This window comes from Paenibacillus sp. JNUCC-31 (assembly GCF_014844075.1).
Taxonomy (GTDB): domain Bacteria; phylum Bacillota; class Bacilli; order Paenibacillales; family Paenibacillaceae; genus Paenibacillus.
This window is the reverse complement of sequence record NZ_CP062165.1, coordinates 6,219,509-6,246,459: the sequence shown is the minus strand read 5'-3', so window position 1 is coordinate 6,246,459 and position 26,951 is coordinate 6,219,509. Positions and strand designations below refer to the sequence as shown.

Below are 26,951 nucleotides of genomic sequence, written 5' to 3'. Positions count from 1 at the left end.
AGCAAAGAGGAGAGAACAAAAAGGCATAACACGGGATGTTTGCTTCCCGGTTATGTCCCTTTTATTTCATTAATCTTCGGCAGATTGCACATGTTCAGCAATGAGCTTCTGCTTCATATTCCACGCCGCAGGGCTGATATTTACACGGTAAATCTCAGGGTTGAGTTTACGCAGGTATTCCGGCCAAAACAGATCCATTTGCTCAAGATGATAACTGCGAATTTCATCCAAGGTAGGCAGTTCATACACTTTACGCCCGTTCACAAAGATCGGTTCCAGCATGTTCACTGCTTCGTAGCGGGTTACCGTCTTCTTCAGATACGGGTGTAGCGGGTTGAACAGCTTGAGCGGCCCGCCCTGTAGCGGCTGCTCTTCTCCTGGATAACAGATGTAATCTGCAATCGCCTTGCCATGTTTCGGATCAATAATCCGGAAAACTTCTTTTTTACCTGGTGTGGACACTTTTTCGGGATTGGCCGAAATTTTGATCGTAGGCAGCATGACACCGTCCACTTCGCGCTCCACCAACTTGTACACACCACCCAAAGAGGGTTGGTCGGAAGCGGTAATTAGCTGTGTGCCCACTCCCCATATATCGATGCGAGCACCTTGCGCCTTAAGGTTGAAAATCGTATTTTCATCCAGGTCGTTGGAAGCTACGATCTTGACATAGTCCAGTCCGGCATCGTCCAACATCTGCCGGGCTTGAATGGATAGATATGCAAGGTCCCCGCTATCCAATCGAATGGCGTTCATCTTTTTGCCTTGGCTTTCCAGCTTCTTGGCCGTTTTGATAGCATGGGGGACACCACTGTTCAACGTATCAAAGGTATCCACCAATAGTGTCACTTGATCGGGCAGCACTTTGGCATAGACGTCAAACGCCTCTTGCTCACTCATAAAGCTCTGCACCCATGAATGGGCATGTGTCCCTGCTGTCGGAATCCCAAATCGCTCTCCAGCCAGCATATTGGACGTTGCATGGAATCCTGCCACATACGAGGCACGTGCGCCCCAAATGGCCGCATCCGCTTCCTGCGCCCGTCTTGTTCCGAATTCGAGTAAAGTGTCCTGACTCGCCACCTGTTTGATTCGCGATGCTTTCGTGGCAATTAACGTCTGATAATTCATGAAGTTAAGTATCGCCGTCTCCACCAGTTGCGTCTCCATAATGGAGCCTTCTACCCGAATGAGCGGTTCGTCAGGAAAAACAACTGCCCCTTCCTTCATGGAGTGAATTGTCCCCTGAAATGAAAACTGGAGCAACTCTTCGAGAAAGACCGGATCGTAATTTTCCTCTTGTTTGGATAAATATTTGATGTCCTCCATCGTGAAACGAAGCTGGCTGATGTAATTCACAATCCGCTCCAAACCGGCAAATACGGCATATCCGTTGCCGAAAGGAAGCTTGCGGAAATAAGCTTCAAATACTGCTTTCCGCTTATGAGTTCCATTCACCCAGTGGGCGTACATCATATTGATTTGATATTTATCCGTATGTAAAGCCAGGCTAGTCGTCTGCATTTGTCTCATCCTCTCTGACTTCCGCTTGTGCCGCAGATCAAGCCTGCAGACACGGGTCAACATGTGGAGACTCATCGCTCATGATTCATTATTCTGGTAAACGTACCATTGCATAAGTCTCCGGTTTATTCCTATTCACCATATTCCCCAGCAAACATAACACTCATTGAGCAGGATATGATCACTGGTTCGTTTACAGATTCAAGCCTGTGAGAACGGTATCGCTCGCTTTGATTACCTGAGCTCCAAGACTGGAACGAAAGTGACCTAGTGCCCACTCATGGCCTGCTTGATTGAAGCTCGCTACAGCATCTTCATATACCGTAATATGAAAACCTTTATTATAAGCATCCACTGCTGTATGCAGTACGCAAATATCCGTACATACACCGATCAGTGCAATGTCTGTTATTCCACGTTCACGGAGCCGCAGCTCCAGATCTGTGCCGCAGAATGCGCTGTATCTTGTTTTATCCATCCACCGAATTTGTGATTCCCGTTCTTCCATGACCTGAGCCAGACGGCCGTATAGCTGTCTTCCTTCAGAATCCCTGATATTATGTGGCGGAAAAAGGGCAGTTTCCGGGTGATATGGATCACTCTCTTCATGCAAATCCACAGCCATAATAACATCATGCTTGTTATTGCAATAAGCTTCCGTTATTGCTGCAATCGTCTCATCAATCTCCACAGCAGGCTGGCCTACTGGCAACGAACCTGTCACAAAATCACGTGTAAAATCAATTACAATCAGTGCTTTCATCGTCCACACTCCCTTATGAGAATAGGTTGATACTGATTCAATCCATGATGTTCCGCTTGCGCATTACGTATAGATGGATAAACGAGGGACCAGCTCCGTGAAACGATAAAGCTGAGCCGGACGCTGTGAGTACTGATTGGAGCTTAGCAAATTGCCCTCCTCATCCCGAACCTCTTCTACAATGCCTTTGCGGCTGCGGGTCGAAGTGATCTTCCGAATAAAGTTCGGTTCTTCGAAGTCAGGTACTACACTCTGAATCACTTGGTATAACTCGCTTAGTGTAAAATCACGAGGCAGGAATTGTCGTGCAATTGTCGTCTCCAGCATTTGCTGCTGAATACGCTGGTACGCATCTTCTATAATCGTGCGGTGATCAAAGGCAAGCTCGAGCTCTTGCAAGGCTTCCTGAATCGTAAACAATCCAACATCCTCAGCATCATCTGCCGCCTGACGGTGTTCCAACATCCACTCTTCTACAAGTGCAAAAAATGCATGTGAGATAATCCATCCTCTGGGGTCACGCCCAGGTTGACTATATACATTTAAATACTCCAGATGCCCACCGTCGACACCTGTCTCCTCCATCAATTCGCGCTTTGCAGCACCATAGATGGATTCATTTTCCTGACAAAAACCACCTGGCAACGCCCATCTTCCTGCAAAAGGCCACCCTTTGCGTTTGATCAGCATCACCTTCAACTCCCGGATGGGGAGGGTCTTGGTTACCGTCTTGCGCTCCCGCTTGGTCAAGGTGAACATGACGATATCCGCGGGAACACCATCGGGCGTACGATATTTCTTGGAACTATAGGCACGTGCTGCCTGCTCATCGCTTTCAGCATTGAATTGTTCGTAGTTTTCGCTCATGGGCACCACCGACTATTCTCATTTTGATATTTTCATTATGACATAATAATATCTTTTGTCAACCTTGGGATTCTGTGCTTTGCGTTTTTACTCGCGCTATACGGAAGGTAGCTGTTGCCACGCACCCCAGCGTGCCAGATGCATCACGCACCTCGGATTGTGCCGTTACACTACGCCCAGCTTGATGCAAGATCGTTGACGTCACGATTAACTCCCCTTGCTTCATGGGTGCGAGAAAATGTACATTCAGATTGGTCGTCACACAACTGTCTACTTCCATTGCCGCTGTAGCCACCATACCCATCGCCTGATCCATCAGGGAGGTTAGCACACCGCCGTGAATAATTCCCATGGAATTGGTGTGATGTTCCTCAGCTGTCAGTGCAATCTGTACTTCTTTTCCGTTGCCTTTAATAAAACGACAACCGAGAAAACCCCAAAATCTCCCGTTTCCTTCTGCAACCATTTTGTCCAAGATACTCATTATTGATTTCCCCTTTAGTGCACTTTAAGTATAAAGCCATGATGTATGTTGTTGATGTGATTTTCCCAGCATTGGTTCTTTTCGTAGATGATCTAAAGTGCCTCGTTATTATATTAAGCCTGCTCTTACGGACCAGGTCTTATCCAGTAAAGTTGTGATGAACAGACCACCACACAAAATAACCCCACAATGTGGAGCTTGCCATACGAGCGTATCCTCCTAGTTGGAGGGCAAGTTCCTGATTAATAAAGCTACGTATGGTAAAGGTTAGGTACGAAAAACGCTTATAGGCATGATTAGAAGGCCAGATGCATAGGATCGATGTTTTCTTTACCAGATAGGTAAAACTCCGAAGCTTAACCTTTCGGAGATGAGCAAAAAAGGCGCGGACTGCGTCCGCACCCTTCCGTTTTTACCCGCAGCTGGTCGGAGGTGAATCCGTACCTGCCTCCACGTTCACTTTCTCGGAGACCGTATCCCGAATTACAGAGATCACAAGCTGGAGCAAATAATTGATATCACTTTGACTTTGCTGGAATTCCGTAACCAGTGGAATGCTGTCCAGCTCGTCCTGCAGATCTTCAATTTCTTGTTCAATTTTGCTGACCATCTCTGCATTTTTGAAGCTTTCAAAAGCAACGATCTCTTTTTGCTTTTTCTTGATCGTTGCAATTAATTGCTGGATGCGTTCATGATCACGAATTTTGGATTCCGCCTGTTGGAACTGTTTCACTTCCTCACTCGTTCCAAGCATCTCAGCCAATTCTTTGGCTTTTCCCATAATGTCGTCGCGTATGACCAGATTGCGCGTATCGTAGGTAGGCATTCCATAATGGTTATATTGCACTTCTTCCTGCGCCACTCGAAATCGCTCCATTCTATGAGATGATATAAGATGAAAACCTGGCTCCATATAAATTCAGACGATTGCTCCATGAGCGCTACGGTTACGGATCGTTCTTTTGATCGCTGTTGTCTCCAAATTTTCTTGATTATATTTTTCAAAGGTTTAAAATTCGGAGACAAAGGCGAACGCTTCGCTTCTACAGAATCGATTCCGTTCCCTTCGCTACTTGCGCTGTATGTCCAAACCTTTATATTAAGCCACCAAAATTCATCTTATTAGGTTTGTGTATTACTGATTGGCGGCTACTGGCTCTGAGAGCAGATTGCCCCGAATATAAAAAGTCATCGGATCGGTGATTTCCACTTGTACAAAAGTACCGATCAATTCTTTAGGTCCTTCAAAGTGTACCAGCTTGTTGCTGCGTGTACGCCCCGCCAGAACATTGGAATTCCGTTTACTTTCGCCTTCGACAAGCACTTCAACGACCTTGCCGCGCTGCTTTTCATTGCTGCTATGACTGTATGCGTTGATCGTCTCGTTCAAGCGTTTCAAACGTTCCTTCTTCACGTCCATCGGCACGTTATCCTCCATCACCGCAGCAGGTGTACCTTCACGCGGAGAGTAGATGAATGTATAGGCAAAGTCGTAGCCGACTTCCCTGACCAGTGATAACGTATCTTCAAACTGTTCATCCGTTTCGCCCGGAAAACCAACGATAATATCAGTGGTTAACACGACATCGGGGATTGCCGTTTTAATTTTGTCAGCGAGCTTCAAATAGTGTTCCCGACTGTACTTGCGGCTCATACGTTTTAGCACTTCCGTGCTACCGGACTGCACTGGTAGATGGATATGTTCCACCAGGTTCCCGCCCTTCGCAAGCACCTCAATCAGATGATCATCGAAGTCACGTGGATGACTCGTTGTAAACCGGACCCGCGGAATATCGATTTTGCGAATTTCATCCATCAGGTCGCCGAAGGTGTACTTCAGATCCGTAAAGTCTTTGCCATAGGCATTCACATTCTGACCGAGCAATGTAATTTCCTTAAAACCTTGTCTGGCTAGCTCACGAACTTCAGCAATGACGTCCTCTGGACGACGACTGCGCTCTTTTCCCCTGGTGAACGGAACAATGCAATATGTACAGAACTTGTCGCAACCATACATAATGTTCACCCAGCCGCGCATGCCCTCACGTTTTTTCGGCAGGTTCTCAATGATGTCGCCTTCCTTGGACCATACCTCAACAACCATTTCTTTACTGAACAGCGCTTCCTGAATCAGATGTGGCAGCCGATGCACGTTGTGCGTACCAAAAATCATATCCACAAAGCCATGCTTCTGCATAATCCGATTCACGACACCTTCTTCTTGTGACATACAGCCACATACACCCAGTAACAAGCCTGGACGCTCGGTTTTCAAGGTTTTCAGATGACCGAGCTCACCAAACACTTTATCTTCCGCATTTTCCCGAATTGCACACGTGTTTAACAGAATGATATCTGCTTCTTTGCGATCTTCGGTAGCCTGATATCCCATCGATTCAAGCAGTCCCTTGATGGTCTCCGAATCATGCTCGTTCATCTGGCATCCATACGTGTATACGATATAGTGTTTGCCTTTACCCACATTTTTCAGTTCATCGGGTACAGCCGTTTCGTATAGCACCTGGACGTCTTCCTTGCCCCGTTGTTTCTCCTGACGATGATTGGGTTCCGACTTGATATTAATCTCCCGGCCCCGTATTCTTATCTTTTTGCTGAATTCATCTTGCGAAATTACTTTGGCATCGGAGAAATCAAAATATTGGGAGTAATCCTTTTTTGAGTCTTTAGCCATTTCCTTCGGTCACTCCTTACAGCCTCTATTAATAAAAATTTCGTTATTTCATCTTGTTTCACGTGATTTGCACGCTTTATACATCAAAAGAGCATTACAGCAAATTATAACATGAATTGGGCTGTAGTTCCACATCCAAAGCCGCAGCCCCTTCGCCTATCCCGAAATCTGAAGCAGGTCTGCTAAGTAAGCCGAAAACATACAAAAACCTGAGCTTACCCTCAGGTCGAATGTAGCGACGCTGTGGATATACTCAGGTTTATACGATCATTCAAACCGCCAGGATCACGGCTGATGATGATTACCTGTAATTAGTCGATGATTTCTGCAGTATCGCCGTTACGAGCGCCTGCTGCGTTAGCTTCATCCGTATCAATATGCATGTCCAGTGCAAAAGAATCCGATACACGAGCCAGTACATTTTCCAGAACCAGACCACGATCTCCACCCAGACGAACTTTCAGCATTTGTTTGTCCTCAATGCCCCATTTGGCAGCATCAGACGTATGGAAATGGATGTGACGGGCAGCAACGATAACACCTTTATCAATCGTTACTTCACCAGCAGGTCCTTTAATTGTGATACCTGGGGTGCCTTCAATGCTTCCGGACTCACGTACAGGTGCCTTAACACCAATGGCGAAAGAGTCTGTCATCGAGATTTCAAGTTGTGTTTCCGGACGAACAGGTCCAAGAATACGCACTTTATCAAACTGTCCTTTCGAACCAATCACCGCTACGGTTTCATTAGCAGCATATTGCCCAGGTTGGGACAGAGGTTTAAACTCAGTCAATTCGTAGCCTTTGCCAAACAAAATTTCAACGTGCTCTTGAGATACATGAATGTGACGGGCAGATACGCCCACAGATACTGTTTTGCTCATTGTGAATTTCACTCCTTGTTTATCTATGGCCTGTAGCCAGGCTCTTAACAATCCTATGGTATTATACCCCTTTTTGAAGTGAAATGAAAACGAACTGCTGAAAATTCATGAAATACACTTATTTTTCAATCATGTATCCCCTACATTTGGTAATTCCATCTGAACATGGTCGAGTTCCGCTTCCATCACGTTTACTTCAGGCGACTCTTCAGGAATCAAGATTTTTATGATTTTACATGTTCTGTTTTCATATCGTTCTCCGGCAGATTTTCTCCTAAATAACTCATCGCATTCCCCCACATCCAACCACGAACCAGTGATTCATCGTAGTGCTTGAGGAGCGTATTTATCAGCTTTGGATACTGCCCGGTATGTTCAAGCTCATGGATATACGTAGATATTCCGTCAAAATCAGAACCCATCATCAGATGCCGCTCCCCACCCAGGGCGCAAACCTGCTCAATATGAGGCAACAGATCTTCGATATGGACTTCACCATCCTGTTTCACAAACCAGGGGACAAACGTCAATCCGATACGCCCTTTCCGGGCAATAATGGCTCGAATCTGATCATCCTTCAGATTTCGCACATGCGGGCAAACCGTATAACTGTTGGAATGCGAAGCGATAAACGGACGTTCGCTCAGATCGGCCAGTTCCCAAAAACCCTTTTCGGTGAGATGTGAAACATCCAGCAACATGCCGATTTGGTTACACAGGTGAACCAGTTCCCTGCCTTTTTCCGTCAGACCAGCCCCGCGTTTTTCGAGCACACCATCTGCTGCCCAATTGGCATAGTTCCAGGTAAGCCCAACGATCCTCACACCCATTTGATAACACAACTCAAGATAAAAGAGATTGCTCTCCAGTCCATCGACTCCTTCCAGTGTAAGCAGTCCCCAGGTTTTGCCCATCTGCCCCACCTGTGTGAGCTGTTCTCGCCATAATAGTGTATGTATGCCTTCAGAGCGATCGTTGCTTACCTGAACTCGCTTGCGGTAGATATCCAACTGTCCCATCACATGTTCAAACTTGCCTCTGCCCAGCACCTCGGGCAAATAAATCGCAAAGGCCTGTAAACCAAGGCCGCCCTCGCTCATGCGCTCCAGGTTCACATCCAGCTTTGGTGCATTTTCAAAAGGAAGGGCAGGGTCCATCAGCATTTTACTTAAGGCATCACAATGAAAATCGGCTATTCGCCAGTTGTGCATCACAATCTCTCCTTCTACACGTTATATTATGCAATAAAACGCAAAAAAACCTGTCTACTTCGTAAACAGGTTCAATGCATAAGTGCATGTATTATCTGGGCTCCACAATCAGCTTAATGGCCGTTCGGTCCTCGCCGTCGATCACAATGTCTGTAAAAGCTGGAATACAAATCAAGTCAACTCCGCTTGGTGCTACAAATCCCCGGGCTATCGCTACCGCTTTAATGGCTTGGTTCAGTGCTCCCGCTCCGATTGCCTGCAGTTCAGCATTTCCACGTTCACGAAGAACACCTGCAAGAGCGCCGGCTACGGAATTGGGATTGGACTTTGCTGAAACTTTTAATACTTCCATGGTAAGTACCTCCCTGGGAATGTTGAATGTTTGTTTCCACTTACTAGATGTTATTCGCGGGAGGCAAAAAAATTCCTTCTTTTTAGAGGGGTTTCCCATCAAAATGGGACAATACCCCTATTCCATGCGCCACTCGTCCTCCATCAGACGAATCTTCTCAATGCGTGTTGCAGCACCTGTGGCTTCATCAATCTCCACAAATACACCGTGGAAATGCCACTTGCCATCATCAACAACAAATCGTACTGGAAGCTGAGTGTAGAACTTGCGAAGCACCGCTTCACGCTCCATGCCCAATATGCCGTCACGCGGTCCTACCATGCCAGCATCGGTTAAATAAGCTGTTCCTCCAGGCAAAATACGATCATCGTTGCTTTGCACATGTGTATGTGTACCTACGACCAGCGATGCACGCCCATCCAGATGCCAGCCCATGGCAATCTTCTCTGACGTTGCTTCAGCATGCATATCGACCAGAATGCATTTATGGTCTTGACGCAGCTCGTCCACAATTTCATCGGCAACGCGAAACGGACAATCCAAAGCAGGCAGGAACGTCCGTCCTTGCAGATTGACAATGGCCAGCTCCTTGCCTTCACCTTTGACTACCGTGTATCCTCGGCCTGGTGTTCCTGGTGGAAAGTTCGCAGGACGAATCATGCGTGGTTCATCATCTATAAAATCAAATATGTCTTTATTATCCCAGGTATGGTTACCAAGGGTGATCCCATGTACACCCCAGTTGAAAAATTCATTCGCTATTGCGCCAGTAATTCCTCGGCCTGCTGCTGCATTTTCTCCATTTACAATGACCACATGTGGCTTATACTTCGTTTTCAGGTAGGGAAGGTTTTCCTTTAATGCCTTGCGCCCCACGTTACCCACAATATCACCAATAAACAAAACTTTCATTGTTACTGCCTCCTTAATCCCTACCAAGCGCAGCCTTCTTCAAAGCATCCAAAGCTTCGCAGGACCTCTATCACATGTTCAAGATGTGTTTGTTTGTTATAAAAATACCTTTATTCAGGCTATCAACAGGAAAAGTGGCCCGCTACTGCGGCCACTTTTCCGTAATACTCTATTTTGCGTATTCAACCGCACGGGTTTCCCGGATGACGGTGACCTTAATGTGACCCGGATAATCGAGTTCGTTCTCGATCATCTTCGTGATGTCACGTGCGAGGCGGAATGCTTCTGCATCGTCGATTTTCTCAGGCTGTACCATAACGCGAACTTCGCGTCCTGCCTGAATGGCGTACGATTTCTCGACACCTTCGAACGACTCTGAAATCTCTTCCAGCTTCTCCAGTCGTTTGATATACGTTTCCAGCGTTTCGCGGCGTGCGCCTGGTCTTGCTGCGGAGAGCGCATCTGCTGCGCCGACCAACATCGCAATAACCGAAGTCGCTTCGCAATCCCCGTGATGGGACGCGATACTGTTGATTACAACCGGATGTTCTTTGTATTTCTTCGCCAGTTCCACGCCGATTTCGACGTGTGATCCTTCCACTTCGTGATCCAGCGCTTTACCAATGTCATGCAATAGACCTGCACGTCTTGCCAGGGTTACGTCTTCTCCGAGTTCGCCAGCCATCAATCCAGCCAGATAAGCGACTTCCATCGAATGTTTCAAGACGTTTTGACCATAGCTTGTACGGAACTTCAACCGGCCCAGAATTTTAATCAAGTCCGGATGCAGACCATGCACGCCCACTTCAAAGGTAGCTTGCTCACCGTATTCACGGATACGCTCGTCCACTTCTTTGCGGGATTTCTCCACCATCTCTTCAATCCGTGCCGGGTGAATACGTCCATCAGCCACCAATTTCTCGAGGGCAGTACGGGCGATTTCACGGCGAATCGGGTCAAAGCCCGACAGAATAACAGCTTCTGGCGTATCATCGATAATGAGGTCAATCCCAGTAAGGGTTTCAAGCGCACGGATGTTACGTCCTTCACGACCGATAATCCGGCCTTTCATTTCTTCATTTGGCAAAGTAACAACGGATACGGTTGTCTCCGCCACGTGATCAGCCGCACAGCGTTGGATGGCGAGTGTAATAATCTCGCGGGACTTTTTGTCCGCTTCTTCCTTCGCTTGCTGTTCAATGTCCTTAATCATTTGAGCCGTCTCATGACGAACTTCCTGTTCTACGTTGGACAGTATGATACTGCGTGCGTCTTCCATGGTGAGGTTGGATATGCGCTCCAGCTCCGTCACCTGGTTTTTGTAGATCATCTCGATCTGCTGCTGTGTCTCATCAATTCGTTTCTCTTTGTTAGCCACTTGCTCTTCTTTACGTTCGAGTGATTCCAATTTTTTATCCAGCGACTCTTCTTTTTGCAACAATCGTCTTTCTTGTCGTTGAATTTCGTTCCGACGTTCACGAGTGTCTTTTTCAGCTTCGGCGCGAATGCGATGAATCTCGTCCTTCGCTTCCAGCACCGTTTCTTTCTTCAGTGCCTCTGCCTCTTTCTTCGCGTTCTCCACGATTTGCACGGCAGCTTGTTCCGCACTGGAGATTTTAGCCTCTGCAAGAGATTTGCGAATAAAATACCCTACTCCGAACCCAATAACGAGCGCGGCCACAACGAGAACGATCGTGATTACGATGTCCATACTGTTCACCTCCTCGTTGGTTCCTCCAAGGCACTCCTTGGGTCAATTTGTTGTTTTCAAGCCTTACATATGTTTGGGAATAACGAATACTCACGGCGATCCCCCGCCGATTTTCATTTCACATGTACATGCTTCCATGTACTATTCACCGTTTCCAGCGAACCCATAATCATGAATGGTTTAAATCTTTAAAAACAGAAACCGCTTTTTTGGAAGGAAAAAGGGTTGTCCATTTCTTACAGACTCATGTCCATTTTAGTATTTGACGAAAGAAATTGTCAAGAGAATGCAGTATAGTGAGTCCTCTCTGCTAATCCCATAACAACGCTTCGTCTTCTTCGGGGTCCCCCGCCTCATCTTCTTCAATTAAACAATTCACGACCCGGCGCACCATATCCATGGAAAAACCCCGCCGCATCAAGAAGGGAAGCGTTTTACGTTTCTTCTCCTTGATGTCTCCTTTGACCTGATTCCACTTTTTGCGTCCAGCGGTTAAAGCCGTCTCAAATTCCGCATCCGCACTTATACCTTCCAGCGCTTCCGCAATAAGTTCATTGGCAATGCCCTTCTGACGCAGCTCTTGCCTTATCCACAGTTTTCCCTTCCGCTGGCCCTCCATACGCTGCCTGGTCCATTCCTTCGCGAACTGTTCATCATCAACCAAATCCTCCCTCTCAAGCCGGTCCAGTGCCTCTTCAATCAAGGGTGCAGCAAACTCTTTCTGACGAAGCTTCTGACTTAATTCATGGCGTGTGCGTGGTTTATGCTCCAGATATCGCAAAGACTGCACATACGTCCGTTGTCGCTCGTCAGCTACAATGATATCTTCCAAGTCCTTCTTCATAAACGTATTGCCTCGGGTCATCCGATATTTAATCATCACATCTTCAAGAACCGTGATTGAGTGTAAACCAAAAGTAATTCGGTAACGAGCTTCCCTGCTCTTTGTACGTTCAACCCGTGAGATGGTAAGTTCTTCGTTATCCGGGAATTGTGAGATTCCTTCAAGCTCTGCTTCTTCATATAAATCCTCATCATGTTGATCCATTCAGCTCTCCCCTTCCACATCGTTTTGTGCTGAACTGCATGATCTGTCTTAAAGCACACAGCAAAACAAAGACTTCTTCAAATAAACATAGCACATCTTCCTTGAGACAACGCAGCGTCACTAAAGCACGCTTAACGTATCCACAAATGACATCCAGCTAATATAAAAGGCCGGAAACAGTGTCCGGCCTCTCACTAACAATAAGCGTGCCAACAGCCCCTGTCCATTCGGACAGAGGCTGTTGGACGCGCGAGTACACACCCAGTCACTTTAGCATCTAAATCAAGCCAGGCTCAATTAAACAAGCTTCGGAGGCCAGAGGGTTACTCGTTAATTTCAAATAATTCTTGTTCTTCTGCCGCTTCTTTTTGTTGATCTTCAGTCGTTGGCGCAGGAACAGCAGTTGTCAGGTTGCTGGCTTCACGAATTTTTTGTTCAATGATTTCAGCAATCTCTTTATGCTCTTTCATGAACTGCTTCGCGTTCTCACGGCCTTGGCCTAAACGCTCGCCTTCGTAAGAATACCATGCACCACTTTTGTTAACGATATCCAGCTCTGTACCAATGTCAATGATACTGCCTTCTCTCGAAATGCCTTCACCGTACATGATATCTACTTCCGCTTGTTTAAACGGAGGTGCTACTTTGTTTTTCACGACTTTAATACGCGTACGGTTACCAATCATGTCATTTCCTGATTTGATACTCTCAATACGACGCACATCCAGACGTACCGTGGAATAAAATTTCAGAGCACGGCCACCTGGTGTCGTCTCTGGGTTACCAAACATTACACCGACTTTTTCACGAAGTTGGTTGATAAAGATTGCAATTGTTTTGGATTTGCTGATTGCACCAGACAACTTACGTAGCGCCTGAGACATCAAACGCGCTTGCAAACCGACATGGGAATCACCCATTTCACCTTCGATTTCTGCTTTTGGTACCAGTGCAGCCACAGAGTCAATAACGACAATATCCACAGCGCCACTACGTACAAGAGCTTCTGCAATTTCAAGACCTTGCTCACCCGTATCTGGCTGAGACAAAAGCAATTCATCAATGTTAACCCCAAGTTTACTTGCATATTGTGGGTCAAGAGCATGCTCGGCATCAATAAATGCAGCTTGTCCACCCACTCGTTGTACTTCAGCAATCGCATGCAATGCTACGGTTGTTTTACCAGAGGATTCCGGTCCATATATTTCAACAATACGGCCTTTAGGCAAGCCGCCTGTTCCTAATGCAATATCCAAAGCCAAGGAACCGCTGGGTATAATTTCCACATTCATGTGAGTCGACTCACCCAGTTTCATGATGGATCCTTTACCAAATTGCTTCTCTATTTGACGGAGCGCCATATCAAGCGCGGCACGACGGTCTGACAATAAGCTCACACCCTTTACTGTTTATAAGATAATGATACCTTGTTTTTACACGTTTGCCAAGCTTTTTTTCGAACATACATTCGTTTTTTTTGTGAAGGCCGAGGCGCCTCTTCCTCAGGGAAACTTTCCATTAAACAGAAAAAAGAACCGTAAACAAGGCTCTAAAGCCTGATTCTACGGTTCTTCCGTCTTCTTTAAGTATACTTGCTTCCACCTGCAAATGCAATCCGAGGTGCTTAGTCCATTTCCACAAGTTTACGCCACAAACGGTAGAGAATCGCTTTTGCTGAACGGATGCGAACCGTCTCCCGATTTCCATTAATACGCAGTTCATGAACTTCTGTTTCTTTTCCACGTTCAGCCAACGCAATAAAAACAAGTCCTGGCGGTTTCCGTTCCGAATAACCAGGCCCAGCGACACCTGTAACAGACAGACCGAAATCTGCATCCCCGATCATGCGGATCTGCTCTGCAAGCACTTTGGCAACTTCCGGGCTTACTGCACCAGGTGCATCTTCACCTTCCAGATAGTCATGCGGGACATTGAGCAACTTTTCCTTGATCTCATTGGAATAACAAACAATTCCGCCCTTAAGCATGGATGCACTGCCAGGAATGGAAGTCAGACTCTGCATGACAAGCCCTCCTGTGCAGCTCTCCGCCGCGCTAAGAGACAAACCCATATCAGACATCATCGTTACAATAGTGTACTCTATAGGCACATCCTCGTTCGCGTAGAGATGTTCTGGCAATCGTTCCCGAATCTGAACTTCCATGGCATCCAGCTTCAGCTTGGCCTCACTTTCACTCGGAGCCTTGGTCGATACCCGTACTGTAACTTCTCCCTCACTTGCATAGGGGGCAATCGTAGGGTCCGTCTGTGCATCTATAAGATCAAGGAGTCGGTCTTCCAATGCTGATTCGCCAATCCCTGCAAACTTCAACATTTTCGAATAGATCGGCATTTCTTTTGTAAGTACATGCTGGAACAACCATGGTTTGACTTCCTGTTCGAACATGGGAATGAGCTCTTTTGGTGGACCAGGCATTACCACATAATGTTTGCCATTGTCAGATATCGCATTTCCTGCTGCAAGACCTGTTTCGTTTGCCAGCGGTGTCCCGCCCTCTATTACAATCGCCTGACGACGATTATTTTCTGTCATGTCCACATTGCGGTCTCGGAAGAAGCTCTCAATTTTGTCCATGGCCATTCGATCTATATGCAGCTTCCGATTCAAAACCTCCGCGATTGCATCCTTGGTCAGATCATCCTGTGTAGGACCGATGCCCCCGGAAAATAAAATGACGTCTGCACGTCCTTGAGCGATGCGAATGGCTTCACTAAGTCGATTCAGATTATCACCAACCACCGTTTGGAAATATACATCAATCCCGATCGCAGCCAACTCACGGGATAGATATCTGGCATTGGTATTCACAATTTGTCCAAGTAGCAGCTCTGTGCCAACTGCAATGATTTCTGCCTTCATTCAACATCCTCCTGTACATGGTGAGTGATCAAAGGGCAATAGGATGGTTTCCTATTGCCCTTTGTGCAAATGATTCCTTCATGATTACCCTTTTTACATCAAACAGTTACGCTTTTGATATATGCAACAAACTTTTGTTTTTGATAAAGTAATCAATGCCTGACCAGATGGTAATAATTGCTGCAGCCCAAACGGCGATAACGTCTACGTGAACACCCGTGAATGAGAACGGGAAATTATTCAGTAATAGCAGCACAATAGCTACAATTTGCACGACAGTCTTCAACTTGCCCCAGGCACTTGCTGCGACAACCGACCCATCTAATAGTGCAATTTGACGCAATCCGGTAACCGCAAACTCACGACTTATAATTACGACAGCAATCCAGGAATCCAGCTTGCCCATTTCCACAAGTGAAATCAGCACCGCCGTAACCAACAACTTGTCAGCCAGCGGATCAAGCAATTTCCCCAGGTTGGTGACCATATTATTTTTCCGAGCCAGATACCCATCAATTCCATCTGTGCTGGCTGCAATGATAAAAATAACAGCAGCAATCAATTGATTATATGGAAGCGAGAAGCTTCCCAATTGCAACGGTTCTGGATAAAACGGAAAATCAACGAGCAGGAACACCATTAAAAAAGGGATTAAGCAAATTCGTGCAAGCGTAATCCGGTTGGGTAAATTCACAAGACGCCCTCCCTCTTATCCTCCAATACTCCAAACATTCATCTTAATCCCGTATTCATCATCCGGAACATGAATTTACAGTTTTTGCCGTCAATCAGCACTACAGTGCTCTCACTATGTAAAAACGCAAAAAATAAAGTCAACCGCTCAAACGCAAAACCCGTTTAAAACGTTCCGGTGACTTCCAGAAGATGTACTGCTTTTCACAAAGTCAGCAAACGATGATGACTGGGCTTTGATGCTTATCTGCCAGCAATGCACACTTAGTATAATATACGCCAATTGCAGTGTCAAAAAACAAGCTTAGCTACAAAAAGCCATATTACTTGAAATTTGTATATTGCAAATCCAGTGGCAAATTCGCACCGTTTAACAGCTGCATGACTGCTTGCAAATCATTTTTACTTTTACCTGTTACCCGGAGCTGATCTCCCTGAATCTGACTTTTTACTTTCATCTTGGAGTCGCGAATCAAAATATTGATTTTTTTGGCGATATCCTGATCAATCCCCTGTTTGAAATTCAAACGCTGGCGGACTGTACCTGAAGAAGCCGGCTCTACTTTTGCATAATCAATGTTTTTTAAAGGTAAGCCCCGCTTAGCCATTTTGGATTGCAGTACGTCAATGACAGCCTTGAGTTTGGTCTCATCATCAGATACGATCGTTAACGCATCCTTATCCAGTTTCAGACTGCTCTTGCTGCCCTTGAAGTCATAACGCGTGCCAATTTCCTTTTCCGTTTGTGTAACGGCATTTGTCAGTTCTTGCAAGTCCATTTTGGACACGATATCAAATGAATTTTCTGAACTCAAAACCAGTCACCCTTTCAGTTAATCGTATGTACTGTAACATTATAGAGGATACATCAAGCAAAAGTCTAATTTTACGAGGTATTTCAAAATAAAAAAGCATTTTTGGCGCCACTCCAAGTGGTTGCCAAAAATGCTCGTCATACAACTGCCTTTCTAATAACGGCTGCGATTGGGTTGTCTAAACATATCGAGCACACCCAGAAGGATATGCGCAAGCCCAAAGCCCAAAATTCCGTAACCCCAGGCAGATGGGGTCAAGTAATAACCCAGGAGGCTGACAATGATCCCTAAACCTGTTACGATCCAGCTGACTGTCACAGCCATCCACCTCACTTCACCAAAAGTTGACTGCAAGTTAAGACAAAATTATTGTCTCCCACAGTCGACTTGGTTATTCGCCGCCAGTGGTGGAGCCGTCGGCTGCTCCTTCTGTGCTATTATCAGTATTGCCTTCAAGTCCAGTGGAAGTAGCAGTACTTCCTGTGTCATCCCCAAGTTTTAAACGGATTCGGTTCGTCGCCTTACCATCTGTTACGACCTGACCACCAACCTCAATGGTGGTCGCTGCAGCGTAACCGGACTTAATGTACATTCCTGTACTGTCCAATTCAAACGTATAGCTGTCACCGTCAGCGGTATTGCCATACTCCAACTTCTCTCCGCTAGAGTTTTCGCCTTTATATACTTCCAGCCAGCTATTTCCTGTTGCTTTAATCGTAACCGTTACAGGCTTACCCGCACTGCCGTTCACTTTAAAGTTCGTAATGTTGCCTGATTTTCCGTCTTCAGCGACGGTTACAACAGATGACGGGTTATCCGTCGGGTTCTCTTCATTCTCATCCGGCGTTCCTCCGTCCGTTTGTCCGTCGGTTTGTCCGTCTGTTTGCCCATCTGTCTGTCCTTCTGTAGTTCCCCCACCGTTACCGCCGGCCTTACCTTCATCGGTTTGCCCGCTGTCTGATTCATCAGCTGGAGGATTAGAAGCCTGGCCATTATCTACAGGCTTATCCGGTTTATCCTGAGGTTGCTGCTGGCTGTCTGTAATCTTGGTCTCATCCAGCCCTTGTGTATCCGAATCATCCTTGTTCATCACTACATACACATACAACAGCACAAGAATTAAAACCGGAAATGTCCACATCAGTGCAACGGACATCCAACGGTTACTGCGTTCAACCGGACGACTTGAACGCTTCTGAATAACCGGTTCCATTGTTGCTTCCGTTTCTTCTGCAGGTACATCTTTCTTATGTCCCTCCAGCAGCTCATCAGGATTCAGTCCCACCGTTTCCGCATAGGTTTTGATGAAAGCACGCACATAGAAGCTGCCAGGCAGCACTTTGTAGTCTCCTGCTTCTATGGCCTCCAAATACCTCTTGCGAATTTTAGTCATTTCCTGTACATCGTCAAGACTCATCCCTTTTTGCAGCCGGGCCTCTCTTAACTGCTGACCCAGTTCAGACATGCCATCTCCTCCTTATGTTTATCTCTTAAGTTGTTGCTTATCTATTCCATGATTCCGTACGGAGCATTACAGTTCGTCGGTGTAGCTACCCGTAAACGTATCATAAATAATTTCTTCATTTGGATTGTTGCGAAGTTCGATAATAATGTCAAAGTCGTTAAAATCATATTCGGACTCCTGGACAAAAATATCCGGATGTTCAATGACTTTGGTACTAGGCATCGTCATAATATCCTGTAACAGATTATAATGCCGTTCACTTGAACGAATGGTACTAACAATTCCATCAATGATAAACACATTGTTTGGGTTCAATTCGTCCTCGGATAGTTGGCTCCTAATGGTCTGACGAAGTAGTGTGGAAGAAACAAATGTCCAGCGTTTCATCGCACATACGCTACCCGCAATAATGGATTCCGTTTTGCCGACACGCGGCATTCCCCGCAATCCGATTACCTGATTGCCTTCCCTTTTAAATACTTCACCCAAAAAGTCCACAAGTAACCCAAGTTCGTCCCGTGTAAAACGGAATGTCTTGCGGTCGTCCGAATCACGGTCAATATAGCGACCATGCCGAACAGCCAAAATATCTACCAGTTTTGGTTGGCGCAAAGCAGACACGGTTATGCTGTTCACTTTGCCGAGCATTTCACCCAGCAGACGGATCTTCTCATCATCATCCGATTCCAGCAGCATTCCCCGGGTTTTGCCCTCAACACCGTTAATGGTCAATATATTCACTTCAAGCATCCCCAGCATAGAGGCAATATCCCCTAACAGACCGGGTCTGTTCTTATGTATTTTATATTCCATATACCATTGTTTAGATTCCATTTCAACACCCCGTAAAGCATTATTCCACATTATTCGACAGCAACAGAACGCATCCACTGGACGTCAATCTGAGACATCTTCTAAAAATGGGTCACGTTAATGATATATAAAATGAAAATGAATTACAAGAACAGCTCTGTAATCCGTTTGTAATCATTAGAGAAAAGCCCCCTTGCGGGAGCTTTCCATCTGAAACTCTTATGCGTTTTGTTTGGCCAATTTGACCATCAGGCACGCAATCGTACGACGCTCATCTGCATCGCCGACATCCCATAATTCTTTCAATGCCCGGTTGGAATGGTTCGCCGGATCGACTTTCTCATCCAGGAAGTCACCGATTTCGTATGCAAGTTTGTTGATGGTTTCTTCATTCATCCCCATCTTTTCTGCTTGCTTTACGCGGTCACCCAAAAACTTCTTCCATGTGTCAAAACTTGAGAGCACTGTTTTTTCTGTTGACATGATAAATCCTCCTTAGCTGACGCATGAGATTTAAAATCAACAGTTGTAATATGTGCTTTCTGGACATTTTATATACGAGCAATTTTGAAGTAATTGACGATTAACTGTAACCAAAATTTATTAAGTGAGCCAACCACCATTTGGGCTTATGATCTGGCCATTAATGTACCCGGACTCGGGCAGTGCAAGAAAGTAAACCAGTGAAGATATTTCATCAGGCTGGGCTAGTCTTCCTGCCGGAATTTCCTCTTCCAGCATTTTTAGTTCACTTTGATCCAAATGGTTCAACATGGACGTCTGGACTGCACCGGGAGCAACAGCATTTACCGTTACACCAGACGGAGCCAGCTCTTTGGCAAGAGCTTTGGTGAATGCATTTACACCGCCCTTGGTCGTAGAGTACAGCACTTCACAGGAAGCACCAGACAACCCCCAGATTGATGAAACATTAATGATTCGACCGTATCTTTGGGAGATCATGTGTGGCATCATTTCCTGTGTACACATGAACATGCCTTTCAGGTTGATCGCCATCACTTCATCCCAAATTTCTTCCGTAACATCAGACAGCATCCCATAATGTGAAATTCCCGCATTGTTTACCAGAATATCCGGCATGAGCTCATGGGATTCCAGCTTCTCACGCATACGTTCAATTTGTTCCCGACTGCGCAGATCAGCGGACACCGTCATCACTTTACCGCTGCCTTGTTCCATGCATCTTCTCGCTGCCTCATTGGCTGCTTCATGCGATTTCATATAGTGGATGACTACATTCATGCCTACCTTCGCAAAGCGCTCAGCAATGGCTGCTCCAATGCCTCCACTCGCGCCCGTCACAAGTACTGTCATTTCCCCAATTGGCTTCAATTGTCCCGTTCCCCTCTCCATATCAAGGACTCACGACAAGCGATATTGCCAGCTGATCCCAGCGAATATGCTCTTTTAATCTGCGATTTACTTCTTCCAGTGTAAGCGACTCGTACAACGGGAGCATGTTGAAAAAATCACCACCACGGAATTGTTGACGTGTGAATTCATGCGCAATATTTTCCGGAGAATTGAGCATACGCAAGTATCCACCTATTTTCTTTTTGCGTGCGCGCTCAAAGTCAGTTACATCAAATCCTTTTTCGACCATAGCATCCACTTCTTCTCGGATGCGGGCAAGTAATTGATCCGGGTCTTTGGTGTCGCCGCCAATTGCAGAAAAAGCATATTGAGGCGAACTATTATACTCATGTCCAAAGCTGTCCGAAATCAGATCTTCATCATACAGTTTTTGAAACAACGGGGTACTGGAACCAAATAGCAAGTCCATCATTAGCTTGGTTGTTATATCCCGGCGTAACAGGTCTTCTCCGGTAAGTCCCACATCCGTTTCTTTGAAACCAAACAGACATTTTGGAAGGGAAACTGCCAACTTTGCTTCACGTCTGGCTTCTCCCACTTGCTCGGGTTCCGGTTCAAATATCCGCTTGATTTGCCCTTGAGGCTCATAATTTTTCTTCGCCTGGTTCAAACGAACCATATCCATGATTTCCTGCGGATCTACTCCTCCCACGACGAACAGAAGCATGTTGCTCGGATGATAAAAAGAGTTATAGCACGAATACAACGTTTCTTTGGTAATGGTGCCAATGGATTCAACAGTACCAGCGATATCAATGTGCACTGGATGTTTCTGATACATCGCTTCGATCAGACCAAAGTAAACACGCCAATCCGGATTATCAGCATACATATTAATTTCCTGAGCAATAATCCCTTTTTCCTTTTCCACATTCTGATCTGTGAAGTACGGATTTTGCACAAAGTCAACTAATGTTTGTATATTTTCATTCACAAATTCCGTTGCTGAAAACAAATAAACGGTCTGATCAAAACTGGTAAATGCATTGGCAGATGCACCATGAGAAGCAAACGTGGCGAATATATCGCCTGTCGGTTCTTCAAACATTTTGTGTTCCAGGAAATGGGCAATACCGTCGGGAACCTTAACTTCTTCCTGCCCTTCAACCTGAAAATGATTATCGACTGATCCGTATTTGGTTGCAAATGTAGCATATGTTTTCTGGAATCCCGGTTTTGGCAAAATATAAACATGCAGCCCGTTATCCATCACTTCATAATACAGCGTTTCTTGCAAACGATCGTATTTTATGCTCTCCACCGATTATTCCTCCTTCTCGTCACGCAAGAAATAAATCGTATCCAGACGGAATTGTTCTGCCGCCTCACGAACATTTTCTTTGCTGATTTGTTCAACCTGAGCCAGCAGTTCTTCGGCCGTCCGCTCTTTGCCAGATAACTGTCGGTTAAAATCATAAGCGATCATCTCAAATGCAGAATCCTGCATTTCCTTAAGCAAATTACGAATCATCGCTTTGGTCTGGGACATCTCAAGATCACTGATCGTGCCATTTTTCATTTCATCCAGCTGCTGCTTGATGATCTTGACGGCTTTTTCGTAATTAGGAATTTCAATACCGGATTGGATGGTCGCAATTCCCTTGTGGCCGTCATAACGTGAGGAAGCGTAATACGCCAGACTTTCTTTCTCACGAACATTAACAAATAGCTTCGAATGAGGATATCCCCCAAGAATACCGTTATACATTAGTGCAGCCGCATATTGCGGGTCGCCATAAGTGATCGACGTACGCAATCCCATGTTAAGCTTACCCTGGCTAACATTCAAACGTTCCACGACTGTTTCCACTTCTTTGTCTCCGCGAATGGCTTTCTGGGTCTGATAATTGACAGCAGAAACACGATCCACATCAAAATAGCGTTGAACCAGATCTTCTACCTCTTCCAGTGTGGTGTCACCCACCACATACAGGTCCATACTCGCCTGCTGCAACCACTCCTGATACGAAGCTGTCAGTGTATCTGGTTCAATACTTGGTAATTCCTTGCGCTCACCCAATGGGTGTAAGCGGTAAGGTTCGCTTTTGCACATTTCCTCAATACTGCGTTCGGCTGCATAGCGCATTTTATCATTTACGACGGATTCAAGCTTTTTGCGGACAGTTTCCCGCTCAGCTTGTACATAAGACGTCCGGAAATGTCCATCCTCCTGTGCAGGACGTGTCAGCACTTCTCCCAAAAAGGCAAAAGAGCGATCCAATAATTGCTCGTCCCCGCCAACAAACGAATCATTGATGGTATCCATACGGAACTGAACGATTTGGTAATCACCGCGCTTATAGACATCAAAACCAAAACCCGCCCCATACAAATGTTCCAGTTGTTCTCGAAATTGTGTTGTTTCCGGATACGATTCGGTCCCACGTCGAAGCACAAAAGGCGTTAAGGCTACTTTGGTAACCGTATCTTCCTGCAGGGGAACCCCTGCGTAAAGTGATATTGCAAATGTCTTAAAGCGTTTCGTAGGAAGAACATGTATGCGGAACTCTTTTCGGCTGCCTCGTTCGAATCCTGATGTATTCAAAAGTCAAAACCCCTTTACGGCGTCATTTATCATGCGATAATGGTGAAGCTTAAACGTAACAACCATTTTAACCCAATCAAAAGGCAAGAAGCAACCAAAGTCACGCCTTCTGGTTGCTTCCAAGATCATCACATACAGAATATATGCTGCCCGATTGTTTTTACCTGAGGACGTGTCCAGATCCATTTGGATGTTGCAGTCTTCGGATTAAAATAATAGAGGCAACCACCGGATGGGTCCCAACCATTCATTGCCTGTTCAACTGCTTTTTTGGCCTGTGCATTTGGCTCCAAATAGATCTGGCCGTCTGCAACAGCTGTAAATGCACCGGGCTGGAAGATAACGCCTGAAGGTGTATTGGGGAAACTTGGCGATTTAACGCGATTCAGAATAACTGCAGCAACTGCCACTTGGCCTTCAAATGGTTCTCCGCGAGATTCACCATATACGGCATTGGCCATAATTTTGATTTCGTTCTCAGACAAACCCATAGAATTCGCTGAACCCATGTTATCTTGCTCTTTGTCTGCAGTATTGTTATTGTCACCGCTATCTCCTGAAGCCTGATCCTTGTGCAACGGTGTTTCTGTTGGCGACCACTGTTTGGAAGCATTGTACAGTTTCAGCTTGGTTTTGGCTCCAACCACTCCATCTACCTTCATGCCAAATTCAGATTGAAACCATTTTACCGATTTCAGTGTGCTGCTGCCGAAATTGCTATCGATTTTACCATTGTAAAATCCCAAGTACTTCAGCCGTCCTTGCAACTCATATACATCCTGACCGTAACTTCCGTATTTCACAGCGTTGGTACTAAACGTGGGCAGGGACTTTTCCTCAACCTGCGGGGTATTCTGGTTCGGACTTTCAGTTGCTGTATTTCCAGGAAGCAAATAACGAATTCCCAATGCGGACATCAGCAAAATAGCAGTGAAAAGCCATATGTTTATTTTTCGCATCGACTGTGCTCTACCTTTCTCTTGTGGGATTAACAGAATCGCTAACGTTATTATGACAAGCACGCTTCGTTCCTATGCACCAAATCAGCCGATCATTGGACATCATGGTAAAACTTCAGTCCTCTGGCATGCAAAAAAAGCCCTCAACCAATATGGTTGAGGGCTCAATCTTGTGCATATACATGTGTATTAAGAGCTTATTTTGTTCTGCTGATACTGCTCCAAGGAAACCAGTACCTCCCTAGGTTTGCTGCCCTCGTAAGGACCAATCACGCCTCTGGCTTCCATAGAGTCAATCAGACGCGCTGCACGTGTATAACCGACTCGCATTCGACGTTGAAGCAGAGAAACCGAAGCTTGTTTGGCCTCCAAAATAATCTGTACCGCCTGTTCATATAACTCATCCTGTACTTCATCTGCCGCTTGAATGGAATCATCCACCTCAGGCACGATGGATTCGTCATACTGTGCTTCCCCTTGTCCACGCACATAATTTACAATATTTTCAACTTCCTCATCACTCATGAAAGCTCCCTGAACACGAACAGGTTTCGAAGCTCCCATTGGCATGAACAACATATCCCCACGACCCAACAGTTTCTCGGCCCCACCCATATCCAGAATGGTTCGAGAATCGACTTGTGATGATACGCCGAAGGCAATTCGGGAAGGAATATTAGCTTTAATTACGCCGGTAATAACGTCCACCGAAGGGCGCTGTGTGGCAATGATCAGATGGATGCCGGCTGCACGCGCCATCTGAGCCAAACGAGCGATGGCATCTTCCACATCACCTGCCGCGACCATCATAAGATCGGCCAACTCGTCCACGATAACAACGATATAAGGCAAAAGCGCCGCTGGGTTATCTTTCATCAAGTTGTTGTAACCTTCCACATTACGTGTACCCGATTTGGAGAACAACTCATATCTTTTCTCCATCTCAACAACGATCTTTTTGAGAGCCAACGAAGCTCTTTTGGGATCAGTTACGACAGGTGCCATCAGATGCGGAATCCCATTATATACGTTAAGTTCGACCATTTTGGGATCGACCATCAGGAATTTCACTTCATCCGGCTTCGCTTTGTAAAGGATGCTGGTAATAATACCGTTGATACAAACGGATTTACCTGAACCCGTAGCACCAGCTACCAGCAAATGGGGCATACGAGCCAAATTACCGATGATCGTCTGCCCAGAGATATCTCGTCCAAATGCAATGGTTACTTTGGACTCCGCATCCTGGAATGTGGCCGTCTCCATGACTTCCCGCATTGTTACAACGGACACCTCTCCATTGGGCACTTCGATACCGATAGCAGATTTACCAGGAATCGGCGCTTCCATCCGAATATCTTTTGCCGCCAAGGCTAATGCAATATCGTCTGTCAAACTTACGATCCTGCTAACCTTCACACCAATATCAGGTTGGATTTCATAACGTGTAACCGCAGGACCTCTAACTACTTCAAGCACTTTGGCGCGAACACCGAAGCTCTCGAGCGTCGCTTCCAGCTTGCGTGCAGTCTGCATATAATCCTTTTGGTCCCCTCCCTTGCCTCCAGTGTTCGGCTTGGAAAGCAGGCGGAACGACGGGAGCTTATAAGGTTTGGGAGGTGGTGGCGGTGGCTTAACAGGCAGTACTTCCTGCCCCTCCGCATCCGGAATGCCTGCTTCTTTAGCGGCATTGCTCCGTGTGGACTCTTCATCCATAGCACCATCGATAGCGTCCATCACATCTGTTCCGGTATGTCCCGCTCCAGACCACTCATTGGTATCCACCAGTTCATCTGAAACCTTGATCAGAGGCTCGTCTCCATGCATATTATCCGTCAGATCATCCGGAAAAGGATAGGCATCGTCCAAATCATCCTCTTTGCTTGAATCCTCAGCTCTGACATGTTCAAAGAAATCACGGATAATTGGAGCCGAATTGGGCCTCGATTGTACAGGAATTGCTGCGGGAGCCGGTGCATCGGATGCGACAATCGGCTCATCATGCCATGAATCAGCGAGCTTATCTTGGTCAGCGCGATATACGACCTGCTCAGAGTGCAAAGGATCATTTTCCTGACCCAATTCCCGTTCCGCTTTTGCCTGTTCCCGATCAGAACCCCACTTTCCGAAAAGCTGGAAGAAAATTGGCGCTTTCCGTTTGGGTAGCTGCTGATCTGGCATGTCCTCTTCATCCTCTTCATAATCATCCACCGGAACAGGGACCACTTTACGGGTGTTTCCGTTCTTCTTGCCCGCAGAACCAGATACAGTGCGTGATGCCGGTCTAGACTCCAGCTTCTTGTACATGGCACTTCCCGCATCCCATACCTTGGTTCGGAATATGCGAATCAGATCGACATAAGAAAGGTTGGTAACCAGCATGAAACTGATAATGAACATGACGATCATAATCAACCGTGCCCCCAAGCTGCCAAACAGCCACAGGAACAAGGCAAACTGCGCTGCTCCGATATAACCGCCGCTGATGTCCTTATTGAGCATGGAATCCCGTTCTCCTGGCACGGCAGGCGTGAGCAACTCGGTTTGCATATCATTATGTATCTGCGTAATTACGGCACCAGGCTCAAGCGCTCCGACCGGAATAAGCTTCTGGTGCATGGCTGAGACCGTGCTCATCATGGTCAGGGCAAACACCAGCAATACAAGTCCTGTCTTCCGCGTTGTCCAACCGCTTGGCCATTTCCGATGAATCATCACCATTAGACCATAGTAAATTCCTATAAGCGGAATCGCAAAATAGAACTTGCCAAGCATCAATCCAAACATCTTGGACAGCGAACGTCCTACGGTTGCTTCACCCGACAAGGCAATAACGGCAAGGGTAATAAGCACAATCCCGTATATTTCATATTTTAAAACGCCGCTAAATGCTGCGCCCTTTTTTTTCCTCTTTTTTCTTCTGGCCAAAATCAGGTC

General features: G+C 46.1%; 25 protein-coding genes. All 25 read right to left on the bottom strand.

Features of this window, described 5'->3' with window-relative positions:
• Positions 1 to 69: 69 nt before the first annotated feature.
• The 25 genes from JNUCC31_RS27535 to JNUCC31_RS27415 all read right to left on the bottom strand — a co-directional run bounded on the left by JNUCC31_RS27535 (position 70) and on the right by JNUCC31_RS27415 (position 26,942).
• Positions 70 to 1,524, bottom strand: coding sequence for a nicotinate phosphoribosyltransferase (locus JNUCC31_RS27535; protein ID WP_192266406.1), 1,455 nt, complete (start codon positions 1,522 to 1,524; stop codon positions 70 to 72).
• Positions 1,525 to 1,717: 193 nt separating this feature from the next.
• Positions 1,718 to 2,287 (bottom strand): cysteine hydrolase family protein, encoded by a 570-nt coding sequence (locus JNUCC31_RS27530; protein WP_192266404.1) that lies wholly within the window; start codon positions 2,285 to 2,287, stop codon positions 1,718 to 1,720.
• A 63-nt stretch (positions 2,288 to 2,350) separates the two neighbouring features.
• Complete coding sequence (locus JNUCC31_RS27525; RefSeq protein ID WP_192266401.1) at positions 2,351 to 3,154, bottom strand: NUDIX hydrolase; 804 nt, start codon at positions 3,152 to 3,154, stop codon at positions 2,351 to 2,353.
• Between the two features lie 58 nt (positions 3,155 to 3,212).
• Positions 3,213 to 3,638: a PaaI family thioesterase gene (locus JNUCC31_RS27520; protein WP_192266399.1), complete on the bottom strand. Its 426-nt coding sequence runs from the start codon at positions 3,636 to 3,638 to the stop codon at positions 3,213 to 3,215.
• A gap of 412 nt (positions 3,639 to 4,050) precedes the next feature.
• Positions 4,051 to 4,515, bottom strand: a complete 465-nt coding sequence (locus JNUCC31_RS27515; protein WP_379378566.1) for a YlbF/YmcA family competence regulator — start codon at positions 4,513 to 4,515, stop codon at positions 4,051 to 4,053.
• A gap of 258 nt (positions 4,516 to 4,773) precedes the next feature.
• Positions 4,774 to 6,330 carry a tRNA (N6-isopentenyl adenosine(37)-C2)-methylthiotransferase MiaB gene (gene miaB, locus JNUCC31_RS27510; RefSeq protein ID WP_192266397.1) on the bottom strand — a complete coding sequence of 519 codons (1,557 nt, stop codon included), beginning with the start codon at positions 6,328 to 6,330 and terminating at the stop codon, positions 4,774 to 4,776.
• A 311-nt stretch (positions 6,331 to 6,641) separates the two neighbouring features.
• Positions 6,642 to 7,214, bottom strand: a complete 573-nt coding sequence (gene pduL, locus JNUCC31_RS27505) for a phosphate propanoyltransferase (RefSeq protein ID WP_062326117.1) — start codon at positions 7,212 to 7,214, stop codon at positions 6,642 to 6,644.
• A 224-nt stretch (positions 7,215 to 7,438) separates the two neighbouring features.
• Entirely contained in the window at positions 7,439 to 8,425 is a 987-nt protein-coding gene (locus tag JNUCC31_RS27500; RefSeq protein ID WP_192266396.1) for a dipeptidase, read from the bottom strand.
• 91 nt (positions 8,426 to 8,516) lie between these two features.
• Positions 8,517 to 8,777: a stage V sporulation protein S gene (locus JNUCC31_RS27495; protein ID WP_019005392.1), complete on the bottom strand. Its 261-nt coding sequence runs from the start codon at positions 8,775 to 8,777 to the stop codon at positions 8,517 to 8,519.
• A gap of 117 nt (positions 8,778 to 8,894) precedes the next feature.
• On the bottom strand, positions 8,895 to 9,689 hold the full coding sequence (locus JNUCC31_RS27490; protein WP_024630289.1) for a TIGR00282 family metallophosphoesterase: 795 nt from the start codon (positions 9,687 to 9,689) through the stop codon (positions 8,895 to 8,897).
• 169 nt (positions 9,690 to 9,858) lie between these two features.
• Positions 9,859 to 11,400 (bottom strand): ribonuclease Y, encoded by a 1,542-nt coding sequence (gene rny, locus JNUCC31_RS27485; protein WP_062326115.1) that lies wholly within the window; start codon positions 11,398 to 11,400, stop codon positions 9,859 to 9,861.
• Between the two features lie 310 nt (positions 11,401 to 11,710).
• On the bottom strand, positions 11,711 to 12,448 hold the full coding sequence (locus JNUCC31_RS27480) for a regulatory protein RecX (RefSeq protein WP_192266395.1): 738 nt from the start codon (positions 12,446 to 12,448) through the stop codon (positions 11,711 to 11,713).
• Between the two features lie 323 nt (positions 12,449 to 12,771).
• On the bottom strand, positions 12,772 to 13,836 hold the full coding sequence (recA, locus tag JNUCC31_RS27475) for a recombinase RecA (protein WP_062326113.1): 1,065 nt from the start codon (positions 13,834 to 13,836) through the stop codon (positions 12,772 to 12,774).
• Between the two features lie 236 nt (positions 13,837 to 14,072).
• A complete protein-coding gene (locus tag JNUCC31_RS27470; protein WP_192266394.1) occupies positions 14,073 to 15,329 on the bottom strand; it encodes a competence/damage-inducible protein A in 1,257 nt (418 codons plus the stop codon).
• A gap of 106 nt (positions 15,330 to 15,435) precedes the next feature.
• Positions 15,436 to 16,023 (bottom strand): CDP-diacylglycerol--glycerol-3-phosphate 3-phosphatidyltransferase, encoded by a 588-nt coding sequence (pgsA, locus tag JNUCC31_RS27465; protein ID WP_192266393.1) that lies wholly within the window; start codon positions 16,021 to 16,023, stop codon positions 15,436 to 15,438.
• 322 nt (positions 16,024 to 16,345) lie between these two features.
• Positions 16,346 to 16,837, bottom strand: coding sequence for a YajQ family cyclic di-GMP-binding protein (locus tag JNUCC31_RS27460; protein WP_017689115.1), 492 nt, complete (start codon positions 16,835 to 16,837; stop codon positions 16,346 to 16,348).
• 153 nt (positions 16,838 to 16,990) lie between these two features.
• Positions 16,991 to 17,191, bottom strand: coding sequence for a hypothetical protein (locus JNUCC31_RS27455; RefSeq protein WP_228469813.1), 201 nt, complete (start codon positions 17,189 to 17,191; stop codon positions 16,991 to 16,993).
• A 37-nt stretch (positions 17,192 to 17,228) separates the two neighbouring features.
• Positions 17,229 to 18,302 carry a helix-turn-helix domain-containing protein gene (locus tag JNUCC31_RS27450; RefSeq protein ID WP_192266392.1) on the bottom strand — a complete coding sequence of 358 codons (1,074 nt, stop codon included), beginning with the start codon at positions 18,300 to 18,302 and terminating at the stop codon, positions 17,229 to 17,231.
• A 66-nt stretch (positions 18,303 to 18,368) separates the two neighbouring features.
• Entirely contained in the window at positions 18,369 to 19,136 is a 768-nt protein-coding gene (locus tag JNUCC31_RS27445; RefSeq protein WP_062326108.1) for a DUF3388 domain-containing protein, read from the bottom strand.
• A gap of 198 nt (positions 19,137 to 19,334) precedes the next feature.
• Positions 19,335 to 19,598, bottom strand: coding sequence for a DUF3243 domain-containing protein (locus tag JNUCC31_RS27440; RefSeq protein WP_024630281.1), 264 nt, complete (start codon positions 19,596 to 19,598; stop codon positions 19,335 to 19,337).
• Positions 19,599 to 19,718: 120 nt separating this feature from the next.
• Positions 19,719 to 20,489 (bottom strand): elongation factor P 5-aminopentanone reductase, encoded by a 771-nt coding sequence (ymfI, locus tag JNUCC31_RS27435; protein ID WP_192266391.1) that lies wholly within the window; start codon positions 20,487 to 20,489, stop codon positions 19,719 to 19,721.
• Between the two features lies 1 nt (position 20,490).
• Complete coding sequence (yfmH, locus tag JNUCC31_RS27430; protein WP_192266390.1) at positions 20,491 to 21,771, bottom strand: EF-P 5-aminopentanol modification-associated protein YfmH; 1,281 nt, start codon at positions 21,769 to 21,771, stop codon at positions 20,491 to 20,493.
• A gap of 3 nt (positions 21,772 to 21,774) precedes the next feature.
• Positions 21,775 to 23,055: an EF-P 5-aminopentanol modification-associated protein YfmF gene (yfmF, locus tag JNUCC31_RS27425; RefSeq protein WP_192266388.1), complete on the bottom strand. Its 1,281-nt coding sequence runs from the start codon at positions 23,053 to 23,055 to the stop codon at positions 21,775 to 21,777.
• A gap of 128 nt (positions 23,056 to 23,183) precedes the next feature.
• Positions 23,184 to 24,014, bottom strand: a complete 831-nt coding sequence (sleB, locus tag JNUCC31_RS27420) for a spore cortex-lytic enzyme (protein WP_192266386.1) — start codon at positions 24,012 to 24,014, stop codon at positions 23,184 to 23,186.
• 189 nt (positions 24,015 to 24,203) lie between these two features.
• Positions 24,204 to 26,942, bottom strand: coding sequence for an FtsK/SpoIIIE family DNA translocase (locus tag JNUCC31_RS27415; RefSeq protein WP_192266384.1), 2,739 nt, complete (start codon positions 26,940 to 26,942; stop codon positions 24,204 to 24,206).
• Positions 26,943 to 26,951 lie beyond the last annotated feature (9 nt).